General features: G+C 71.5%; 10 protein-coding genes and 2 pseudogenes. 5 read left to right on the forward strand and 7 right to left on the reverse strand.

Annotated features, from left to right (window positions below; translation table 11 throughout):
* The first annotated feature begins 328 nt into the window (after window positions 1-328).
* From OG286_RS05730 to OG286_RS05740, 3 genes are all read left to right on the forward strand, one after another.
* Window positions 329-811 (forward strand): nitroreductase family deazaflavin-dependent oxidoreductase, encoded by a 483-nt coding sequence (locus tag OG286_RS05730; protein WP_396323017.1) that lies wholly within the window; start codon window positions 329-331, stop codon window positions 809-811.
* Window positions 812-1527: 716 nt separating this feature from the next.
* Window positions 1528-2250: an alpha/beta hydrolase gene (locus tag OG286_RS05735; RefSeq protein WP_396323018.1), complete on the forward strand. Its 723-nt coding sequence runs from the start codon at window positions 1528-1530 to the stop codon at window positions 2248-2250.
* An 87-nt stretch (window positions 2251-2337) separates the two neighbouring features.
* Window positions 2338-2703, forward strand: a complete 366-nt coding sequence (locus OG286_RS05740) for an iron-containing alcohol dehydrogenase (RefSeq protein ID WP_396323019.1) — start codon at window positions 2338-2340, stop codon at window positions 2701-2703.
* 66 nt (window positions 2704-2769) lie between these two features.
* Here OG286_RS05740 and OG286_RS05745 read toward each other — a convergent pair.
* Window positions 2770-3471: pseudogene (locus OG286_RS05745) on the reverse strand (LURP-one-related/scramblase family protein); the annotation flags it as partial.
* A gap of 770 nt (window positions 3472-4241) precedes the next feature.
* Here OG286_RS05745 and OG286_RS05750 point away from each other — a divergent pair.
* Complete coding sequence (locus OG286_RS05750) at window positions 4242-4793, forward strand: hypothetical protein (RefSeq protein ID WP_396323020.1); 552 nt, start codon at window positions 4242-4244, stop codon at window positions 4791-4793.
* Here OG286_RS05750 and OG286_RS05755 read toward each other — a convergent pair.
* Window positions 4784-5093, reverse strand: a pseudogene (locus OG286_RS05755) (universal stress protein); the annotation flags it as partial. The gene OG286_RS05750 and the pseudogene OG286_RS05755 overlap by 10 nt on opposite strands.
* Window positions 5094-5864: 771 nt before the next feature.
* Here OG286_RS05755 and OG286_RS05760 point away from each other — a divergent pair.
* Window positions 5865-6359 (forward strand): universal stress protein, encoded by a 495-nt coding sequence (locus OG286_RS05760; RefSeq protein WP_405364806.1) that lies wholly within the window; start codon window positions 5865-5867, stop codon window positions 6357-6359.
* Window positions 6360-6433: 74 nt separating this feature from the next.
* Here the strand turns inward: OG286_RS05760 and OG286_RS05765 are convergent, their stop codons facing one another.
* From OG286_RS05765 to OG286_RS05785, 5 genes are all read right to left on the reverse strand, one after another.
* On the reverse strand, window positions 6434-7663 hold the full coding sequence (locus OG286_RS05765) for a TIGR02679 family protein (RefSeq protein ID WP_396323022.1): 1230 nt from the start codon (window positions 7661-7663) through the stop codon (window positions 6434-6436).
* Complete coding sequence (locus tag OG286_RS05770; RefSeq protein ID WP_405364808.1) at window positions 7660-11745, reverse strand: TIGR02680 family protein; 4086 nt, start codon at window positions 11743-11745, stop codon at window positions 7660-7662. Before OG286_RS05770 ends, OG286_RS05765 begins: the two co-directional genes overlap by 4 nt.
* The gene (locus OG286_RS05775; RefSeq protein WP_396323024.1) at window positions 11742-12986 is read right to left on the reverse strand and encodes a TIGR02678 family protein; all 1245 of its coding nucleotides are present in this window, start codon (window positions 12984-12986) and stop codon (window positions 11742-11744) included. Before OG286_RS05775 ends, OG286_RS05770 begins: the two co-directional genes overlap by 4 nt.
* Window positions 12987-13020: 34 nt before the next feature.
* The gene (locus OG286_RS05780) at window positions 13021-14535 is read right to left on the reverse strand and encodes a TIGR02677 family protein (RefSeq protein ID WP_396323025.1); all 1515 of its coding nucleotides are present in this window, start codon (window positions 14533-14535) and stop codon (window positions 13021-13023) included.
* A gap of 345 nt (window positions 14536-14880) precedes the next feature.
* Window positions 14881-15603, reverse strand: a complete 723-nt coding sequence (locus OG286_RS05785; RefSeq protein WP_396323026.1) for a hypothetical protein — start codon at window positions 15601-15603, stop codon at window positions 14881-14883.
* Window positions 15604-15923: the final 320 nt, after the last annotated feature.

Genomic DNA, 15923 nt, shown 5'->3' on the forward strand with positions numbered 1-15923 from the left:
CCGTGCCGTGACTGGGGGCCCGCACCCGACGGCGTCGCGACGTCGCACAGCGCCGTCCGGACCTTTCGCGGTCCCTCGGTCCGCCGAGACCGTGCTCGGCGGACCGCCCCCGGCATCTGACCGGACACCGACCGCAACTGCCCTGTCTCATTCGACCTTGCTGTCGGGTGCGGCCCTGACCTGCGGAGACGCAAAGCCGGGTGCGACTCCGGGACCTTGCCGTCACACTTGAATCCGTCGGCAGAGCGGGGGCGGCGGTCTCCCCTTCGCGCGAGGCCTGTGTTGGACTGTCCCGACATAGTCCGTACACGACAATGGGGTGAATGCGATGCCTCTTGAGGGCGAGTACGAGCCGAGTCCGGCGCAGTGGGTGCGCGAACAGGTCGAGCTGTATGAGAGTTCGGGTGGCACACAGGGCACGACGCTCTGGGACACGGGCCTGCCGGTCGTCATTGTCACGATGCGCGGCGCGAGGAGCGGCAGGATCCACAAGATTCCGCTGATGCGCGTGGAGCACGACGGGCGGTACGCGGCGGTGGCCTCGAAGGGCGGCTTCCCGCGCCACCCGGTCTGGTACTTCAACCTCAAGGCCTACTCGCAGGTGGAGCTCCAGGACGGACCCGAACGCCAGGACATGACGGCCCGTGAGCTCACGGGGGACGAGAAGGCCCAGTGGTGGCAGCGCGCGGTCGCCGCGTATCCGCCGTACGCCGAATACCAGGAGAAGACCCACCGCGTGATCCCGGTCTTCGTACTCGAACCCGAGCACCTGGCCGGGCCGGCGAAGGCCCCGGCGCCGACGAGGAACTGAGCTTCGGATCCTCGCGAGCTTCGGGCAGCACAGCGGCGACGGCCGGTTCGAGGGCAACGCGGCCGGCCTGGTCGAGGACCTCCGTCAGCGGTTCATCGGGCCGGGAGCGTCCGACGCCGGAGTCGGCGCTCGGATCGGATGCAGGGTGCGCTTCGAGAACGGGTTTGTTCCTGCGCTGGAACTCCGCCTTCACGGCGGCCTGTCGGAGCGCGGTCTGGGTCGCGGCGAGATCGATGCGGGCGATCAGGACGCCGACGGTGTTCGGTTCGCGGGTGGGCATGGGGGATCGTGGATCCGCTCCCACGGCCCGTACCGCTCGCGGACGCCGACGACCGCGCAGACCCCCTACGAAGGATTTCCGGGCGGAAGCTGAATCCTTTTCCCGGCTGGTCGCTCTTATGGTCGAACGGCTGGAAGGACGTGCTGGAGGAGGTTCGGCAGCTGTGGTCGTCGTCGGCACGGCGGCCGTTGCGGTGCCGGTGTGCACGAGCACCTGAACACCCGTCCCGAGAAGAACGCACGATGAACAGCACCCCCGACAGCGCATTGAGCCATCCCGAGCCCGAGATGTACGACGCAGCGTTCGCAGCAGGCGACGCGGCCACGGCGCTGTCGTAGGCAACGCCCGCCGCCGTCCCACAGCTTTGGCACCCGCGTGCGGGTGCCGTCCGCATGCCCCCCTGTTCCGCAATCGACCGAACACCGAGAGGCCCCTCATGATCCTTTCCTCACCCTCCTTCGCGCCCCGGGGAGTGCTGCTGGTGCACGGCGCATGGCACACCGGTCATGCTTGGGACGGCGTCGCGGCCGGGCTGCGGGCACGTGGTGTCGCCGTGGCCGTCGCCGAGCTGCACCGTGGGTCGCTGGCAGCCGACATAGCCGCGGCCGAGACCGCACTGGACCAGCTGCCCGAGGGCGGCCCCGCCATCGCGTGCGGTCATTCCTACGGCGGAGCCGTCATCACCGGCCTTCCGCCACAAAGGATCGACCACCTCGTGTACCTCGCCGCGATGATGCCCGACCGCGGCGAGACCGCCCTCGGCCTTCTCGCCGGTGCACCGGCCACCGACCTGGGGACCAGCATGATCGGTGACCCTGCCGGAACCACGACGATCGACCCGAAGGCTGCGGGAAGACTGTTCCATGCCCAACTCGGCGAAGAAGAACGTGCCCGCCACACCGCCGAGCTCGTCCCCCAGAGGATGGCCCCCGGCCATCAGCCGACGACCGGCGCCGCCTGGCACCAGCGGCCCAGCACCTACGTGATCTGCACCGAGGACCGCGTCATGCACCCAGACCTGCAACACCGGTTCGCCACACGCGCAACCCGTGCGATCACCTGGCAGAGCGACCACGGAGTCTTCGCGTCACACGAGGACGAGACCATCGGACTACTCCACCAACTGGCCACCGGAAGCCGCCTCGCCCCGGTCGGCTAGGGAGCGTTTCGAACGTGCTGTGGGAGGAACGGCGGCCGGGCGCGCCGGCCGACGGTGCTCCGACTGTGACGCCTCGAGGGGTACTCCGTGGTTGCCGGCCTGTCCCTGCCCCGGATCGTGCGCGTCGGCCGCGGCGCCGCCCAGGAACCGGGCGACGTCGTCGCAGGACTGGGCCTGAACCGCCCCCTGCTCGTCACGGCCGCGTTCCTGGTCGGGACCGGCGCGGCGGAGCGCCTGACGGCGACGCTGCTCCAGGCCGGGCTGGACCCACGACTGTTCGCCGACACCGTGCCCGACCCGACGACCGACTCGCTGGTCGCGGGCTTGGCGGCGCTGCACGAGCACCGGGCGGACTCGGTCACGGCCTCGCCCTCACCGCGATCGGCACCATCGGCCGCAATCTGCGCCGCGCCTACGCGGACGGCTCGGACGCCGGGGCCCGGGAGGCCATGATGCTGGAGCCCCGCCCGCCGGAAACCGTCGTCGGGGGGCGGGGCTCGGACCACGTACGGGTTGCAGCTATCCGAGGCCGCGAGCGTCCTGCTTCAGCGCGGTGTCCACGGTCAGCGCGGTCGCCACGACGAGGCTGAGCAGCGGGTCGGCGAGCGGGCGGTGGATCTGGAGCACGTAGTTGTCGGCCGTGGTGAACATCGTCTTCGCCAGGCCTTCCCAGGTCTTGGTGATCCGGGCGATCTCGGTGTCCGTCTCGTCGACGATGGAGAAGTTCCAGGCCCGCCAGTTCTCGGCCTTGACGGCGCCGACCTTCTGCCCGCCGACCTCCATCGCGAAATTGATCTTCCCGATGGCGTTCTGCTGAACGATCTGGCCGACCTCCTGGCCGTTCGGACGCTGCACGACCACCCGCGACTTGATGAGCTTCGCCGGGCGGGTCAGCAGCAGCACCGGGGTGCCCTGCGCGTCACGGATCTCCAGCTTGTGGGTCAGGTACTGGTCGATGGAGGAGAGCAGCCGCAGAACCTTGCGCAGAGCGCTCTGGCCGACCTGGACCACCGAGCCCAGCGCGGCCCCCTGCTGGTCGAAGACCGCGTACTCGTTGGTCAGCTCGATCAGCTTGGCCTTCTGGTTCACCACCAGGACCGGCTCGGAGAAGAGGGTGCCGCCGCCACCGGAGACCGGTCCGACGCCCGCCTGCTGCTGTACCTGGCGCTGCACCTTGGCGGAGTCGCCGACCGGAGCGGCCGGCTGCCCGGGGAAGCCGGGGGTGTTCGTGTTCTGGGACATGGCGGGCAGGCTAGGGTCAATCCTCCCCGGGTGGCCAGGTCATTTGACCGGCCCCGGTTCACCCGGGCCGGCGGATTGTGCCCGTGACCTGCAAATTCGGCTACTGCGAACGCCAGTTGGCCGCCACCCGGGCGGCAACGATGTGTCTGATGTCACACCCGTGACGCCCCCTCTGCGCCCGTCCCGTCGACCGTATTCGCCCGGCCCGGGACCTGTCGCAGCAACAGCTCCCGGGCCTCGCCCACCGACCGACGAGGCGACAGCGCACCTACCTCGCACCGACCCCCTCCGAGTACGAAGCAAGCCAGACGAGCGCCAAGCCCTATGAGACATCAACCACTGCACTCCTCGAGTCCGATGGGCGGCGATCAGGTCGCGGTACCAGCCGTACGAGGCCTTCGGGGTGCGGCGCTGCGTCTCGAAGTCACCCTGTCATCACTCCTGATTGTGCTGCGCAGCCGCGGGCTCGCCTCTCTCGGATCCGCGCCAACCTGAACGGAGTCTGCCGGGGGCGACCTCCACCCCACTTCCCGGCTACCGCTCCGTCCCTTGCCCCGGCCGCTCCGCCGAGCCGTTGACAGGAGCACAGGGTTTGGGCCGTCAGGACCGGCCGCGCACCGCCGAGCCCTCGTGCCGGCGGCAGCGGCCTTGCGCCGTCGGGGTGGCAGATCCACGGGAATGCGCCCGCGCGGGGCCCGGCGGGAACGCATCGCCCGAGCGTCCGCAGGACAACGAGAAGGGGCTGATTCATGAGCGCCCGCACAGGGCAGGAGCACGGCGCCCCGCCCACAGGCCTGGCACGTAGCTGGAGCCAGGCGGCCGACACGCACCTGACACCGACCAAGCGGTCTCTCCTGGTGACCTGGACCGCCTTCGGTACGACCTTCGGCACCGTCCGGCTGATCACCCACGGCATCCGGGGTGGCTGGCTGCCCTGGGGCAACGTGTCGGTGGGCGGGCGGCACCTGCACCACTACAACATCGGAATCGCGGCCCTGGCCGGCGTCGGCCTGGTCGCCGTACGCGGCGACGAGCGGGCCGTCCGGCATCCGCTGGTCGCCGCGGGTTACGGAGCCGGCACGGCCCTGATCGCGGACGAGCTCGCGCTGCTGCTGGACCTCCAGGACGTGTACTGGAGCGAGGAGGGCCGGATCAGCGTGGACGTAGCCCTGGGAATCATGGCCGCGCTCGGCACGTACCTCACCGCGGCGCCCTTCTGGCACGAAATCGTCCGGATCACCCACGAGCACGCAAGGCGTCGCGGCGTCGCCCTCCTGGCGCGCTCGGTGCCCTACGACTGACGCCGAGGAAGGACCCGACAGCGCTTGTTGCGAACAGCGTGCCGGGCGGTTTGCGGCCCTTCAGCCTGAGGCCCTCGCGTGAATCCGCCAGGCCCGACCGTCCCCGACACTGTGACGACGGGACACCGAGCGTGATGCAGGACGCCCTGGCCGACGGACCCGAGCAGCCGGCCGGTGAAACCTCCGGCGCCCCGCCTGCCGACTACCAGGGCCAGGGCATGCTCGGAGGCCTCGGCCAGGACGGCCACCGGATGTCCGCGGACCACCTAAGTGCCTGAGATCCACTTCTGGGTAGGGGTCCCGCCGCCCGGAGGGGCAGAAACGGCCCGAACGCTTATGGCCGCGCGATGGGATCGCACTGCGACTACCGTCCGGCGGAAAAACAAAAAGGCCGCCTCCGCATCTCTGCGAAAACGGCCCACGCCCTGAATAAACGCTGATCTGAACGACAGGATTTGCACCTGCGCCCCCGCCACCTCGGCGGTCCCTTTATGCCCCGGCCAGAAGGCTGGGCTGGGGTTTAGCGACCACGAGTCGCAGAATCAGGGCTCCTGCTCCACTGATCTGCATATTTCAACTCCTCGCGATCGTCCTGCCGGTAAGTTCTCCGGCACCTCCCAGGTTACTCCGGCAAAGCGCGTAACCGGGCCCGTCTGGTGCACGAATACCGTCGCGTGGGTTCACCGCTGCGGCCGCCCGTCCGATCGAGCCGCCCGGGACCGTACCGACCGTCATGCGGGTCGCCCGGCTACACCACCCCCCAACGGTCGTCGTACAGGAACCGCCGATCGCGGAGTCGGGCCCGCGGTCCTGCGGGAAGGCACGCTTGCCACCGACGCCGGACGTGCGCTGGTGCCCGCGCACGAACGGGCGCAGGCTGAGAAGCGCACGGGTTACCAACCTCTGGTCAAACCCGCTCGGACCAGCGTCCTCAGGGCCAGCCAAGCAGGGATCGGCAGCGGTGCACGGTGGTCCGCGCACGCGGCAAGCGAGCGGGGCACCCGGGACATCCCCGACCCTCACTGCGCAGAGACCGCGCCTCCCCGCCCGCCGAATCGCCGGAGGTCTCCGATGACCGATACTCCTGTCTCCCGCCCGACCCACCCGATCGTGGTCGGCACGGATGGGTCAGCCCCAGCCCGGCAGGCCGTGATCTTCGCGCTCCGCGAGGCGCAGCTGCGTGGCACCGGCCTTCGGGCCGCCTGTGCATTCGAGTACACCCCGACCCAGTACTCGGGCTTCGAGCGGACGGCCGGCTCGGGCCCCGACAGCGGTCCCATCCCGCAGCAGCGCGATCTCGTCATGCAGTCCGTGGCCGACTCCATCAAGGAACTGCAGCTACAGCTCGGCGGCCCGCCGGTGGAAGTGGAGATCGTGTGTGAACGCGGACGTCCGGTGCAGGTCCTCCTCGAAGCAAGCAGGGACGCCTGCCTTCTCGTCGTCGGTTCCCGAGGATCGGGTGCCTGGGGACGCCTCACCCTTGGGTCAACCAGTACCGAGGTCGTCCACCACGCCCGCCTCCCGGTCGTCGTCGTCCCGATGGACGACGACACGGCATCCTCCTGAACGTCGATCCGGGGGTTGTCGACGTGGACGAGACCGAAGCGGTGGTGGTAGCCCTCTGCCCGTCGAACGGGCTGTCATTCCACGTTCCAGTACTCGGCCAGGTCGTCGAGGAGGATGTCGGCGACCACCTCCTCGACCACCGCGGTTCGCAGTTCGGCCATGGATTCGACGAGCGCCCGATCCCACGGCGCGGGCGTGAGACGCCCCGGGCCGGGGCCTGCGGGGACCCGGGGCGCGGCGGCCCGGTAGTCGTCGGATCCCATCCGCCAGGGGGCTGCTCCGGTCCTGGCGAGGACGTGGGCCGCGATGCGGATGCCCTCGCCGTCGAAGTCGCCGTGGTAGCGCAGGGCTGCGCCGTCGTCGGCGAGTCGACGCAGCAGGTGGATCACGGCGGTGTTGGGCCAGCCGGAGGTGCAGACCAACGGCGGACAGTGGTGACCGAAGCGCCGTAGGGCCAGGGCGAGCACACTGGGGTTCTCGGTGACGTGCACCGGCCCTGCCGGCCCGGTGAATTCGCCGGGTGAGCGCAGTTGGGCGAGGGTGAGGCTGACGGGGTGACCGGCTCCGGCGCAGATGCGGGAGACCCCGGCGACCGGGCCCTCTCCCCCAGGGCGAAGACCGACGGCGAGCACCGTGGCGGACAGGTCGTCGTCGGCCACCCCGGCCCGGCTCCAGAGGGCGCGGCGCCCCTCGGCGGCGTCCGGCATGTCGGTGCCGTACAGCACCGCCAGTGCGCGCAGGACGAGGGAGGACAGCCGAGTCCCGTCGTCGAGCGCGTGGGAGTCGCCGTCGAGGAGGCGGGCGGCGAGGACCGGCAGTGGCTCACCGCCGGCCGGGAGTGCGGAGAGGACGGTCAGCGCGGTGGTCAGCAGGGCGCGGGTCCGGTCGGGTGAGCCGTCGACGAGGCCGTTGGACCGCAGGTGGCCGACCCATTCCAGGAGAACGGGCTGGGCGGTGACCACCTCGTGGCCGGCCAGCCATCCCCACAGGGCGTCGCGTTGGCCGGTCTTGCGTTCACGCTCGGCGGCCCGGTCGTGGACAGGGCCGAGGATCGCGGCGACCACGTCCCGGAGGGGTCGGCCGCAGGTCTCCAGCACGGCGCGGTCGAGTCCGGCGAGCGGGATCGTCGGTTCGGCGCCGGGGAGCCGGTCGAGTCCGAGGAGGTCGGCCAACGCCTCGCGACCAGCATCGTCGAGGGGTCCGGACCGCACCCGGCTGACGGGGCGGCCAGCCGACAGGCGATCGTGGACGGCCGACCAGAGGGGTCGGAGTTCGGGGACGTCGAGAGGGTGGCGGCCCGTCATGCCGATCCGTCCGGGCCGGCTTCGTCGGGCAGCAGGTCGGTACCCGTCCAGGTGAAGCGGGCGCTGGTGACGGCGTCGTCGCCGTCGCCTCCGGTGATCAGCTGGTGGACGGCGATGCCGGAGAGCTCCCGGTAGGTGCACCACTCGTGGTCGGAGGTGAGCACCAGGTCGAGGTCGAGCGCCGCGAGGAGGCCGAAGACCTGCCCGCGGTTGACCGTGTCGACGCCGACGAAGACCTCGTCGAGCAGGATCAGCCTCGGGGACTCCGGCACCGCCTCGTAGTGGGCCGCCACGGCGGCGAACAGCGGTAGGTGGAGGGCGATGGCCTTCTCGCCGCCCGAGAGCGCGCCGTGGAGCTTCTTGGTGAGCAGTTGCCACCCGGAGCCATTGGCGCGGTCCAGCTTGACGACGAACTGGTGCCAGGCCGTGTAGTCGAGGACCTCGGCGAGCTGCTCCTCCCAAGTCGCCGCCGTGTTGCGGGTCTTGGCCTCCTCGATACGGCCTCGGAAGAAAGCGTGCAGGGCCTCTCGATCGGCTTCGGTGATCCGGCCAGGGTCCTTGAGCAGCAGTTCACGGGCCGCCCGGGTACCGGCCGGCAGGTCGGGGTGGATCTGCCACACCAGACGGACGGCCACCCGCGAGGCGGTGCGGACCCGTTCGAGGTGGCCGTTCATCCGCTCGACGAGTTCACCGGCCTGGCGGATCCGGGAGGCGAGGTGGCGGCGGGTGTCACCGGTGAGGGTCCGGTCGAAGAGGCCGCGTTCGGCGGCCGTGATGTCGTCCCGGCTGCGGTCGCGGTCGCCGGTCAGGATGGCGAGGAGGCTGGTCGCGCCGACCCGGATGCCGTCGATGGTGGCGGTGAGGATGTGGATGTCCTCTTCGGCTTCGAGTTCGAGGTCCACGCGACTGCTGAGGCTCTGGCGGGCTCGGTGCACGGCCTCGGAGAGACGGTTCAGGGAGTCGCCGAGGTTCCTGGTCCCGTGCGGCAGATTGGGCCAGGCGGCGGCCGTCTCGCGCGCTGCTTCGAGGGTGGCGCGGGTGCCGTCCGCGGAGGTGAGGACGAGGCCGAGGCCCGCGTCCTCGGGGAACCCGAGGACGCACAGGCGCCGAAAACTGCGGGCCGCCTCGTTGCGGGCCGCCACGGCGCCGTCGCGCAGGACCGCATCCTGGGCCATGGTGGCGCCCAGCGCACCGATCCGGCCTTCGAGGGTGAGGAGTGTCGCGGTGCCGGTGTCGATCTCACGACGGGTCCGGTCGAGCGCGATCCGCAAGTCGCCGATTCGGGCGGCCACTTCACGATAGTCCTCGCCGACGGTACTCTCGACGGCCTGGAGCCCGGACCGGAGTCCGCGGGCGGCGGCCTCGGCGGCCTCGGCCTCGTCCAGGCTCTCGGCTGCTGCGACCCGGGTCGCCTCGGCGTGGCCGCGGGCGGTGTCCCAGGCGTGCTGGGCAGCCGTCCAGGCGAGATGGGCGTCGAGCCAGACGTCCGCCAGTTCGCGCAGCGTGTCGACCGCCGTGGCAGTCGCGTCCAGGGCCGCGCGATCGGTCGGCAGGGCGTGCTCGGCAGAGGCGACGGCGAGCGCGCGCAGCGCGTCCGCGACCGCGTCCTCCTGCCGCGCGAGCCGTTCGACGGCCTCGCGCACGGTGTCCTCGCGGGCGCCCGCATCGGACTCGGACCGTTCCCAGGTGCGCCTGGCCTGCTCCACCTCCCGGTGGTGCGGCCGGGAGCGGAGGTCTGCGCCGAGGCGCGTCCGGCGGTCGGCGAGGGCCCGCAGCCGCGTCTCGAAGCCGGTGACGGTGGTGTCGGCCGCGGCCAGCTCGGCGGTGAGGTCCGCGATCCGCCGCTGCCTGGCGCGTTCCCGGGCCGCGGCACCGATGTGGCCGGCCTCCTCCTTGGCCCAGGAGCCGACCGCCGTCGCCAGCCGCCAGCTTCCGTCGGCCGCCACGGCGGCCGGGTGGCCCGCCGGGAGTGTGGGGCCGTAGGCGATGCCGGCCAGCAGCCGCTGTACCCGGCCAGGTGGCACCGGGCCGTCGGGTTCGGGAGAGAGGACATCGAGCAACGAGGGGCCAGGGGCGGGCACGGCCGATGCCGGGTCGGCCAGGGTGTCGTGGCCGGCGACGACGAGGCCGCCGTCGGGGGTCATCCAGGCGTCGAGCAGGCCGGCCGCCTCCAGCGCCGCTTCGATGCCTGCCTGGGCGGCGGGCAGCACGTCCGGCCGGAAAGCCAGCAGGCGCCACAGTGGCGCTCCTGACTGGACCGACCGGTCGGCCGTGCGCGTGCGTGGCGGGACCGGCTGGAGGTCGGCCGCAGCCGCGGTGCGTTCCAGTTCCTCGACGACCTGGTCACGCCGGGCGCGGGCGTCGTCCCGGCCGGCGCGGGCGGTCGTCTCGTCGGCGGTGATGGAGCTCTCCGCTGCCCGGGCGGCGGCCTCGACCAGTGCGAGGACGTCGGTCTCGACAGCGGCACGGGAGGCGAGTTCCACTGCGTCGTCGATGGAGAGCTCGGTGCAATCGACCGTCGCCCACCGGTGCAGCAGGTCGGCGTGGGCGTCGACGGCGGTCTCGTAGGCGTGGGCGTTGCCCTCGCGTCGCGCGGTCGCGTCGGCCAGCCGTTCGCGCGCCGTGTCGAGGTGCTGCTCCGCCGTCGTCCGGTCCGCGGCGGAACGCTCATGGCGCTCGACGGCGGCACGGACCTCGGCGATCCGGCCGTGCCGCGAGACGACCGCGCCGCGCAACAGGCGGCGTGCCCTGCGCCCCCGATCCTCCGTGCCGCCGGACGGATCCGGTGCGGAGCCGAGCAGCGTCTGCACCTCGGCGCAGACGGACTCCATGGCTGCTCGCCGGGCTGCGCCCCGCGTCTCCTCCCGGGCAGCGCGGGTGTGTTCGGCCCGCTGCTCGGATCTCAGCCGCGCGTCGTCGGCACGCCTGGCGTCCTCGGTGGCCGCGTCGGCCTTCCGGCCGGCGGCGGCGCGGGCACGGTCGGCGGTCCGGGCGGCCTGGTCGGCCCTGCCGCGGAGTTGGTCGAGTTCCTGCCCCTGCCGGTAGACCTCGGAGCCGAGCAGTCCCTCGATGGCGCCGTCGAGTTCTTGTCGTCGGTGCTCGAGCTCCTGCTGCGCTCCCCTGCTCTCCTCGCGCCGGCCCAGGGCCGCGGCGTGCTCCTCCTCGCTCTCCCTGGCGATGCGGGTGAGATTGTCCATCTCGGTCGTCGCGGAGATCAGCGCCGCCGCCCCGGCACGCAGGACGCGCTGGGCGTAACCGCGTTGCTGGTTCGAGACGGCCGTGGCTGCGGCCACCTCGTCGTCCAGGGTCTTCAGGTGTTCGCGCTGGCGGTCGAGGCGTTCGAAGCCCTCGGCAAGTTCGGTGATCTCGCCCTGGCCGAGTGGGGGCAGGGCCCGTGAGAGCAGGGACGACAGCAGCGAGGGATCCAGGCGCTCGGAGAGCTTGGGGGTGCGGAGCTGGAGCAGTGCGGTGATCAGGGCGTCGTAGCGTTGCTCGCTCAGCCCGGGGAAGAGCGTGCTACGGACCGTGCTGCGGTAGTCGGTCGGTGATCCGTGCAGCTCGCCCCGGCCTTGCAGGGTTTCGGCCAGGGCGGCGCGGGTGAGCGGCTGGCCCGCGTCGTTGACCAGGGAGAGACCGCCGGGGTGGTCGATCCGCGCACCGGTGGTGAAGTAGTCGACGGTGACACCGGTGGTGTGCACGCTGGCCTGGAGTCTGGCGCCGCAGGTGAAATGGACGGGGCTGCCGTCGTCGCGGACGAACTCCAGCCATACGTACCCGACACGGGTCTTGCCCGAGGTGCCCTCGCCCATCAGGTTCCAGTGCATGGTGCGCTCGGAGCCGCCGAAGGTGGAGAGCCGGTTGGGGCGCAGGCTGGCGTCGAACAGGAACGGCAGGAGCACCTCCAGTGCCTTGGACTTGCCGGTGCCGTTCTGCCCCCGCAGAAGCAATCGGCCCTGGTGGAAGGTGAAGGTCTCGTCGTAGTAGCGCCAGACGTTGAGGATGCCGGCTCTGGAGGGCTGCCATCGCACTGCTGCGGCCGCTGTCGGGAACGCCGAGCGCTGCGGTAGCTGTGTCACGGTCATCGGAAGTCTTCCCTGTTCGGTTCGGGGGGCCGTCGGTCACGGTGGCCCGGTACCGTCCGGTACCGGAACGCCGCCGGCCGGGGAACGGTGCGGTCGCCGATCCGGCAGGCCAGACCGAAGTCCCCGAGGACGCGAACGGCATCGGCCGTGAGGCGTTGGGCGCCGTCCTCCGACTGGTAGCTCTTCGCCCACTGCGGGAAGCGCCGCAGGAGTTCGTTCGCCTCGACGGTGAGCTGTTCCGGTGTCATCCCGTCCGGAGCAGCCGTCAGCGGATCCAGCAGAAGCAGCGCGGCGACGCGGGCCGTCGCGGAGTCGTCCGGGAAGCGACTGTCGGTGGCAATCCCGTCCGGGTCGACGAGCAGCAGGCCGTCGGCCCGCTCCTCCAGTACGAAGCCGCCCTGCTCGGCGGCGCGCCGCACGATCTGGCGCCCGGTCGGCGAGGTGAGGTAGGCCAGTTCGTCGGCGCCGAGGTCGTCGTGGTGGAGGACGGGATCGTCGAAGAGCCGGCGTAGCACCGAGTGCCGCAGCCGGAGGTTGCGTTGCGCGTCGGAGGCGTCGGTACCGCCGTACCGGCTCTCGCGCACGATGCCCCGCAGGAGCTCCTCGAAGCGCAGCGGTACGTCCTCCGCCGGCACGGCCGTCCGGGACGGCCCGACGGGCGCGGCGAGCAGTCGCATCAGCACGGTGGCGTCCACCCGGTAGAGGACCTTGGCCTTCGCCGAGTCGACGAAGCTCTCCGTGACGCCGTCCACGGTGAGGAGGGCGCCGTGGGCCTCGAGAATCTTGAGGACGTCCACGAAGGCCATCCGCTCGGACTTGCTCGCCGTGTCGAAGGACGGCAGTGCCTCGTCGGTGGCACAGGCCTGGACGACCCGGTCCGCGAGCAGGCCGACCGTCGTCACCGGGACCGGGAGCAGCTCGGCCGCCACGACGCACAGCAGGGTGTAGCGGCGACGGTCGAACGGAGCCTTGCCCGACCGCAGTCGGCGGGCGGGGCGCGAGGCGTCGGGGACCGCCCGGATCTTGAGCAGGCGCGCGTACCCCAGGCGCGGCTCCACCACCAGCTGCCAGCCGCAGTGGTAGTCGAACCACTTCGTCAGCGGGTCCTGCCGGCGGCGGATCAGCTCGAAGGCCGGCGGGTCACCGCGCTCGGTGATCAGCGGCCGCCCGAGGAGCAGTCTGATGCCCCGGGCGACGTCCTGCTTCTCGGCCAGGACCAGCTGGTTGGCCAGGGTGCTCATGCGCCCCTCCCGATGGTGATCACACTCCGGTCGCTCATGCGGTGTCCTCACGCGTGGCCGCCCGCAGGGCGCCCGCGCTGCGGATCTCCACCAGGAAGTCGGGCCCCTCCAGCCGACCGCGGGAGGTCCGCAGCACGGACCGCCCGCCGTCGGGAAGCGGCCGGAGCACGACCTCGACGCGGCCGTCGGAGGTGACCGCCCGGCGCGCTCCGCCGGCGTCCGGTCGTACCGCCAGCGCCCGGCCGAGCAGGTCGAGCAACCGCTCGAAGACGGCGTGGTCCAGCGTGCCGAAGCCGGAGAGCCGCACCGGGCCGTCGGTGCCCAGGACGTCCCAGGCGGCTTCGAGTTCGGCGCGCTCCTTCCGGGCCCGCTCGGCCCGGGACGCCTTGAGGCCCCCGATGTCGCGCACCCTGCCGGTGCGCGTGAACCGCTCGGTGCGGCCGCTGGTGCGCAACAGGGCCGACACCTCCACCGGCGGGGCCTCGGCCCAGGTGTCCGATGAGGGAACCAACTCCGGATCGGGGTGCGCGAGATGGGCGTGGCGGGCCGGGCCGAGACCGAAAGCGGCCGACCACAGGCGGTGGAGGTCGTCCTCACCGGGCGCCGCGGCGAACCAGCGGGCCAGCTCCCGGAAGTCCTGGACGGCGCTGGACGAGCGCCGCCGTGATTCGGTGATCCGGTCGAGGACCCGCAAGAGCGTCACGATCGCCCGCCGTGCGACGTCGTGCAGCTGTTCCACGCGGGGTCGCGACCCGTCCGCCGGCCGGAACCAGGCCTGAAGCCCCTCCCAACGCGCCCGGCGTCGTTCCAGCCAGGCCGGCACGGGATCGCCGTCGGCGACCGGTGGCAGTTCGGCGCCCTGGAGTGCCCGCGCGTGCAGCAGGTTCACCCCGCGCTCCTCGAGCCGCTCCACGGCAGAGGCAACCGCGCTTCCCCGCTGATCGAGGTTGACGAGGAACTCCTGGAGATAGGCCACCGTCGCCGCCTTCACCTCCCGAAACGTCGCCAGGTCCGCGCCCTCGGCGCGCAGCAGGCGCTGCAACTCGCCGTTGAACGCCTTGGTGTTGGCCAGCAGCGCGTCCAGGTGGCCCTCCAGCTCCTGCAGCGTGGTGAACACCCGCCGGTCCGAGGAGGCGGAGTCCCCCAGCAGGACGTACAGCTCGTCGAGCCGGTCCGTGATCGCCTCCAGCACCGCCGTCTGGAGCGCACCGGTCGATGCGAGCACGGACAGGGCGTGCTCGACCCCGGCGAACGCCGCCTCACCACGCCGGGTCAGTGAGTACTGGAGGTTGCGGCGCTCGTACTCCTCGGCGGTGCGGTAGTTCTCCGCGTGGTTCTGGACGACATCCAGCAGCTGCCACTCCCTGAGTTTCCGCAGTGCCTCCTGCAGATCGTCGTCATGAATCGCGTCCAGCCAGCCGACCGTCCGTAGACGGGCACGGACGTCGTCCAGCCCGAGCGCGGTCTCCAACCGCTCGTTGGCCGCACCGAAGGCCTGCAGGATCGCACCGTAGAGCTCGGCCTTGTCCCCCGTCGTGAACCGGAACATCTCCGGCGGCACCCTCCGCAAAGCCTGTCCTCCCCTCGACTCCCCGTGTCCCCGGTGGTCACCACCGTACGCGGACCCACCGACGCCCCGGCCGGAACCCTGACATCGCATCCGCGAAGGAGCGGCTCGGACGAAGTCGAGGGTGGCGATCCGCCCACTGTCGCGGGGTGATGGACTGCCACCCACGGCCCGGACGAACGCCGTCCCACGCACGCGACCGGACACCTTCGGTGTTGCCCGGTCGCGAACACCCTGCACGATCCGGCCACCCCGTCCCGGTCACCGGTCCTCCCCGGCTGAGGTGATCCGAGCCTCCGGCCCCGCGGACGGCTGTCAGCTCAGGTGTCAGAAGCCGGAGAGGGCGTCAAGGAGGTCCTGGAGCAGGACATCGTCGACGGGCGTGCGATGGGCGAGCTTGTTGCGTGCCCTCCGGAGCGTGGACAGCCGATCGAACTGCTCGCCGGTCAGGGTGATGTCCCGGTGCACCGCCGCGTCGTACAGCTCGCCGAGTTCCATGGAAGCCGGATCCGCCGACGCGCCGTTGGCGTCGCGCAGGGACTGTCGGACGTAGGTGTCGACGAGTCGGGTGACGCCGCGCACCGCTATGCGCGGAAGCAGCTCGACGAAGCCGACGCGGGCGTCGTCGATGAGGGGCAGGAGAACGCGGTTCTGAGCCTGCCAGACCAGCTTGGCGAGTTCCGTGCCACCCGATCTCCCCACACCGGCGCGGGGGCTGTGCCGGATCTGCCCTTCCCAGCTGTCGACCAGCCCGGCCGACCACGCCTCGCGCAGGCCGTTCTCGGGGAGCGGCGCGTACGCCGCTCCGGGCGTGCCCCGCCCCTGGGAGCCCCGTTCTACGGCGTCGTCCGCGTGGCAGCACTCACGCAGGGCGGAAGCCAGGTCATCGGTCCTGCCGTTCCAGACCTTGGCCAGCTCCACCGCCAGTCCCAGATCGGGCCCGGCCGTCTGGACCACGGTCTCGCGGCGCAGGGCGTGCCGGATGAGCTTGGTCGGCGTCATGCGGTTGTGGGCCTGCCCGAAGCCCGCGTACGGAATCGCATCGGCCACCACGGTGGCCGTGTCGAGGTGATTCCAAACCCCCCAGCACCAGTGCGGCCTTGTCACTCGTCACCCAACTACCTTTCATACCTCGCCTTGTGAGTGTCACTCAGGTCGCGCGATACCAGGCATACGGGGCCTTGGGAGTACGCCTCTGCGTCGTGAAGTCGACGTGGACCAGGCCAAGGCGCTGACCGAACCCCTCGGCCCCGGGTCGGCCCGGTCGTGCTTGAGACGCGGTGCATCGGTCAAGCCTTCTCCTTGCACACATCGCTCCGCCGGTGGCGTCCCGAAGATCCGCAGGGACGGAGGCTGCCATGCCCTCGGCG

The organism is Kitasatospora sp. NBC_00039, assembly GCF_045160625.1.
In the GTDB taxonomy this organism is placed as follows: domain Bacteria; phylum Actinomycetota; class Actinomycetes; order Streptomycetales; family Streptomycetaceae; genus Kitasatospora.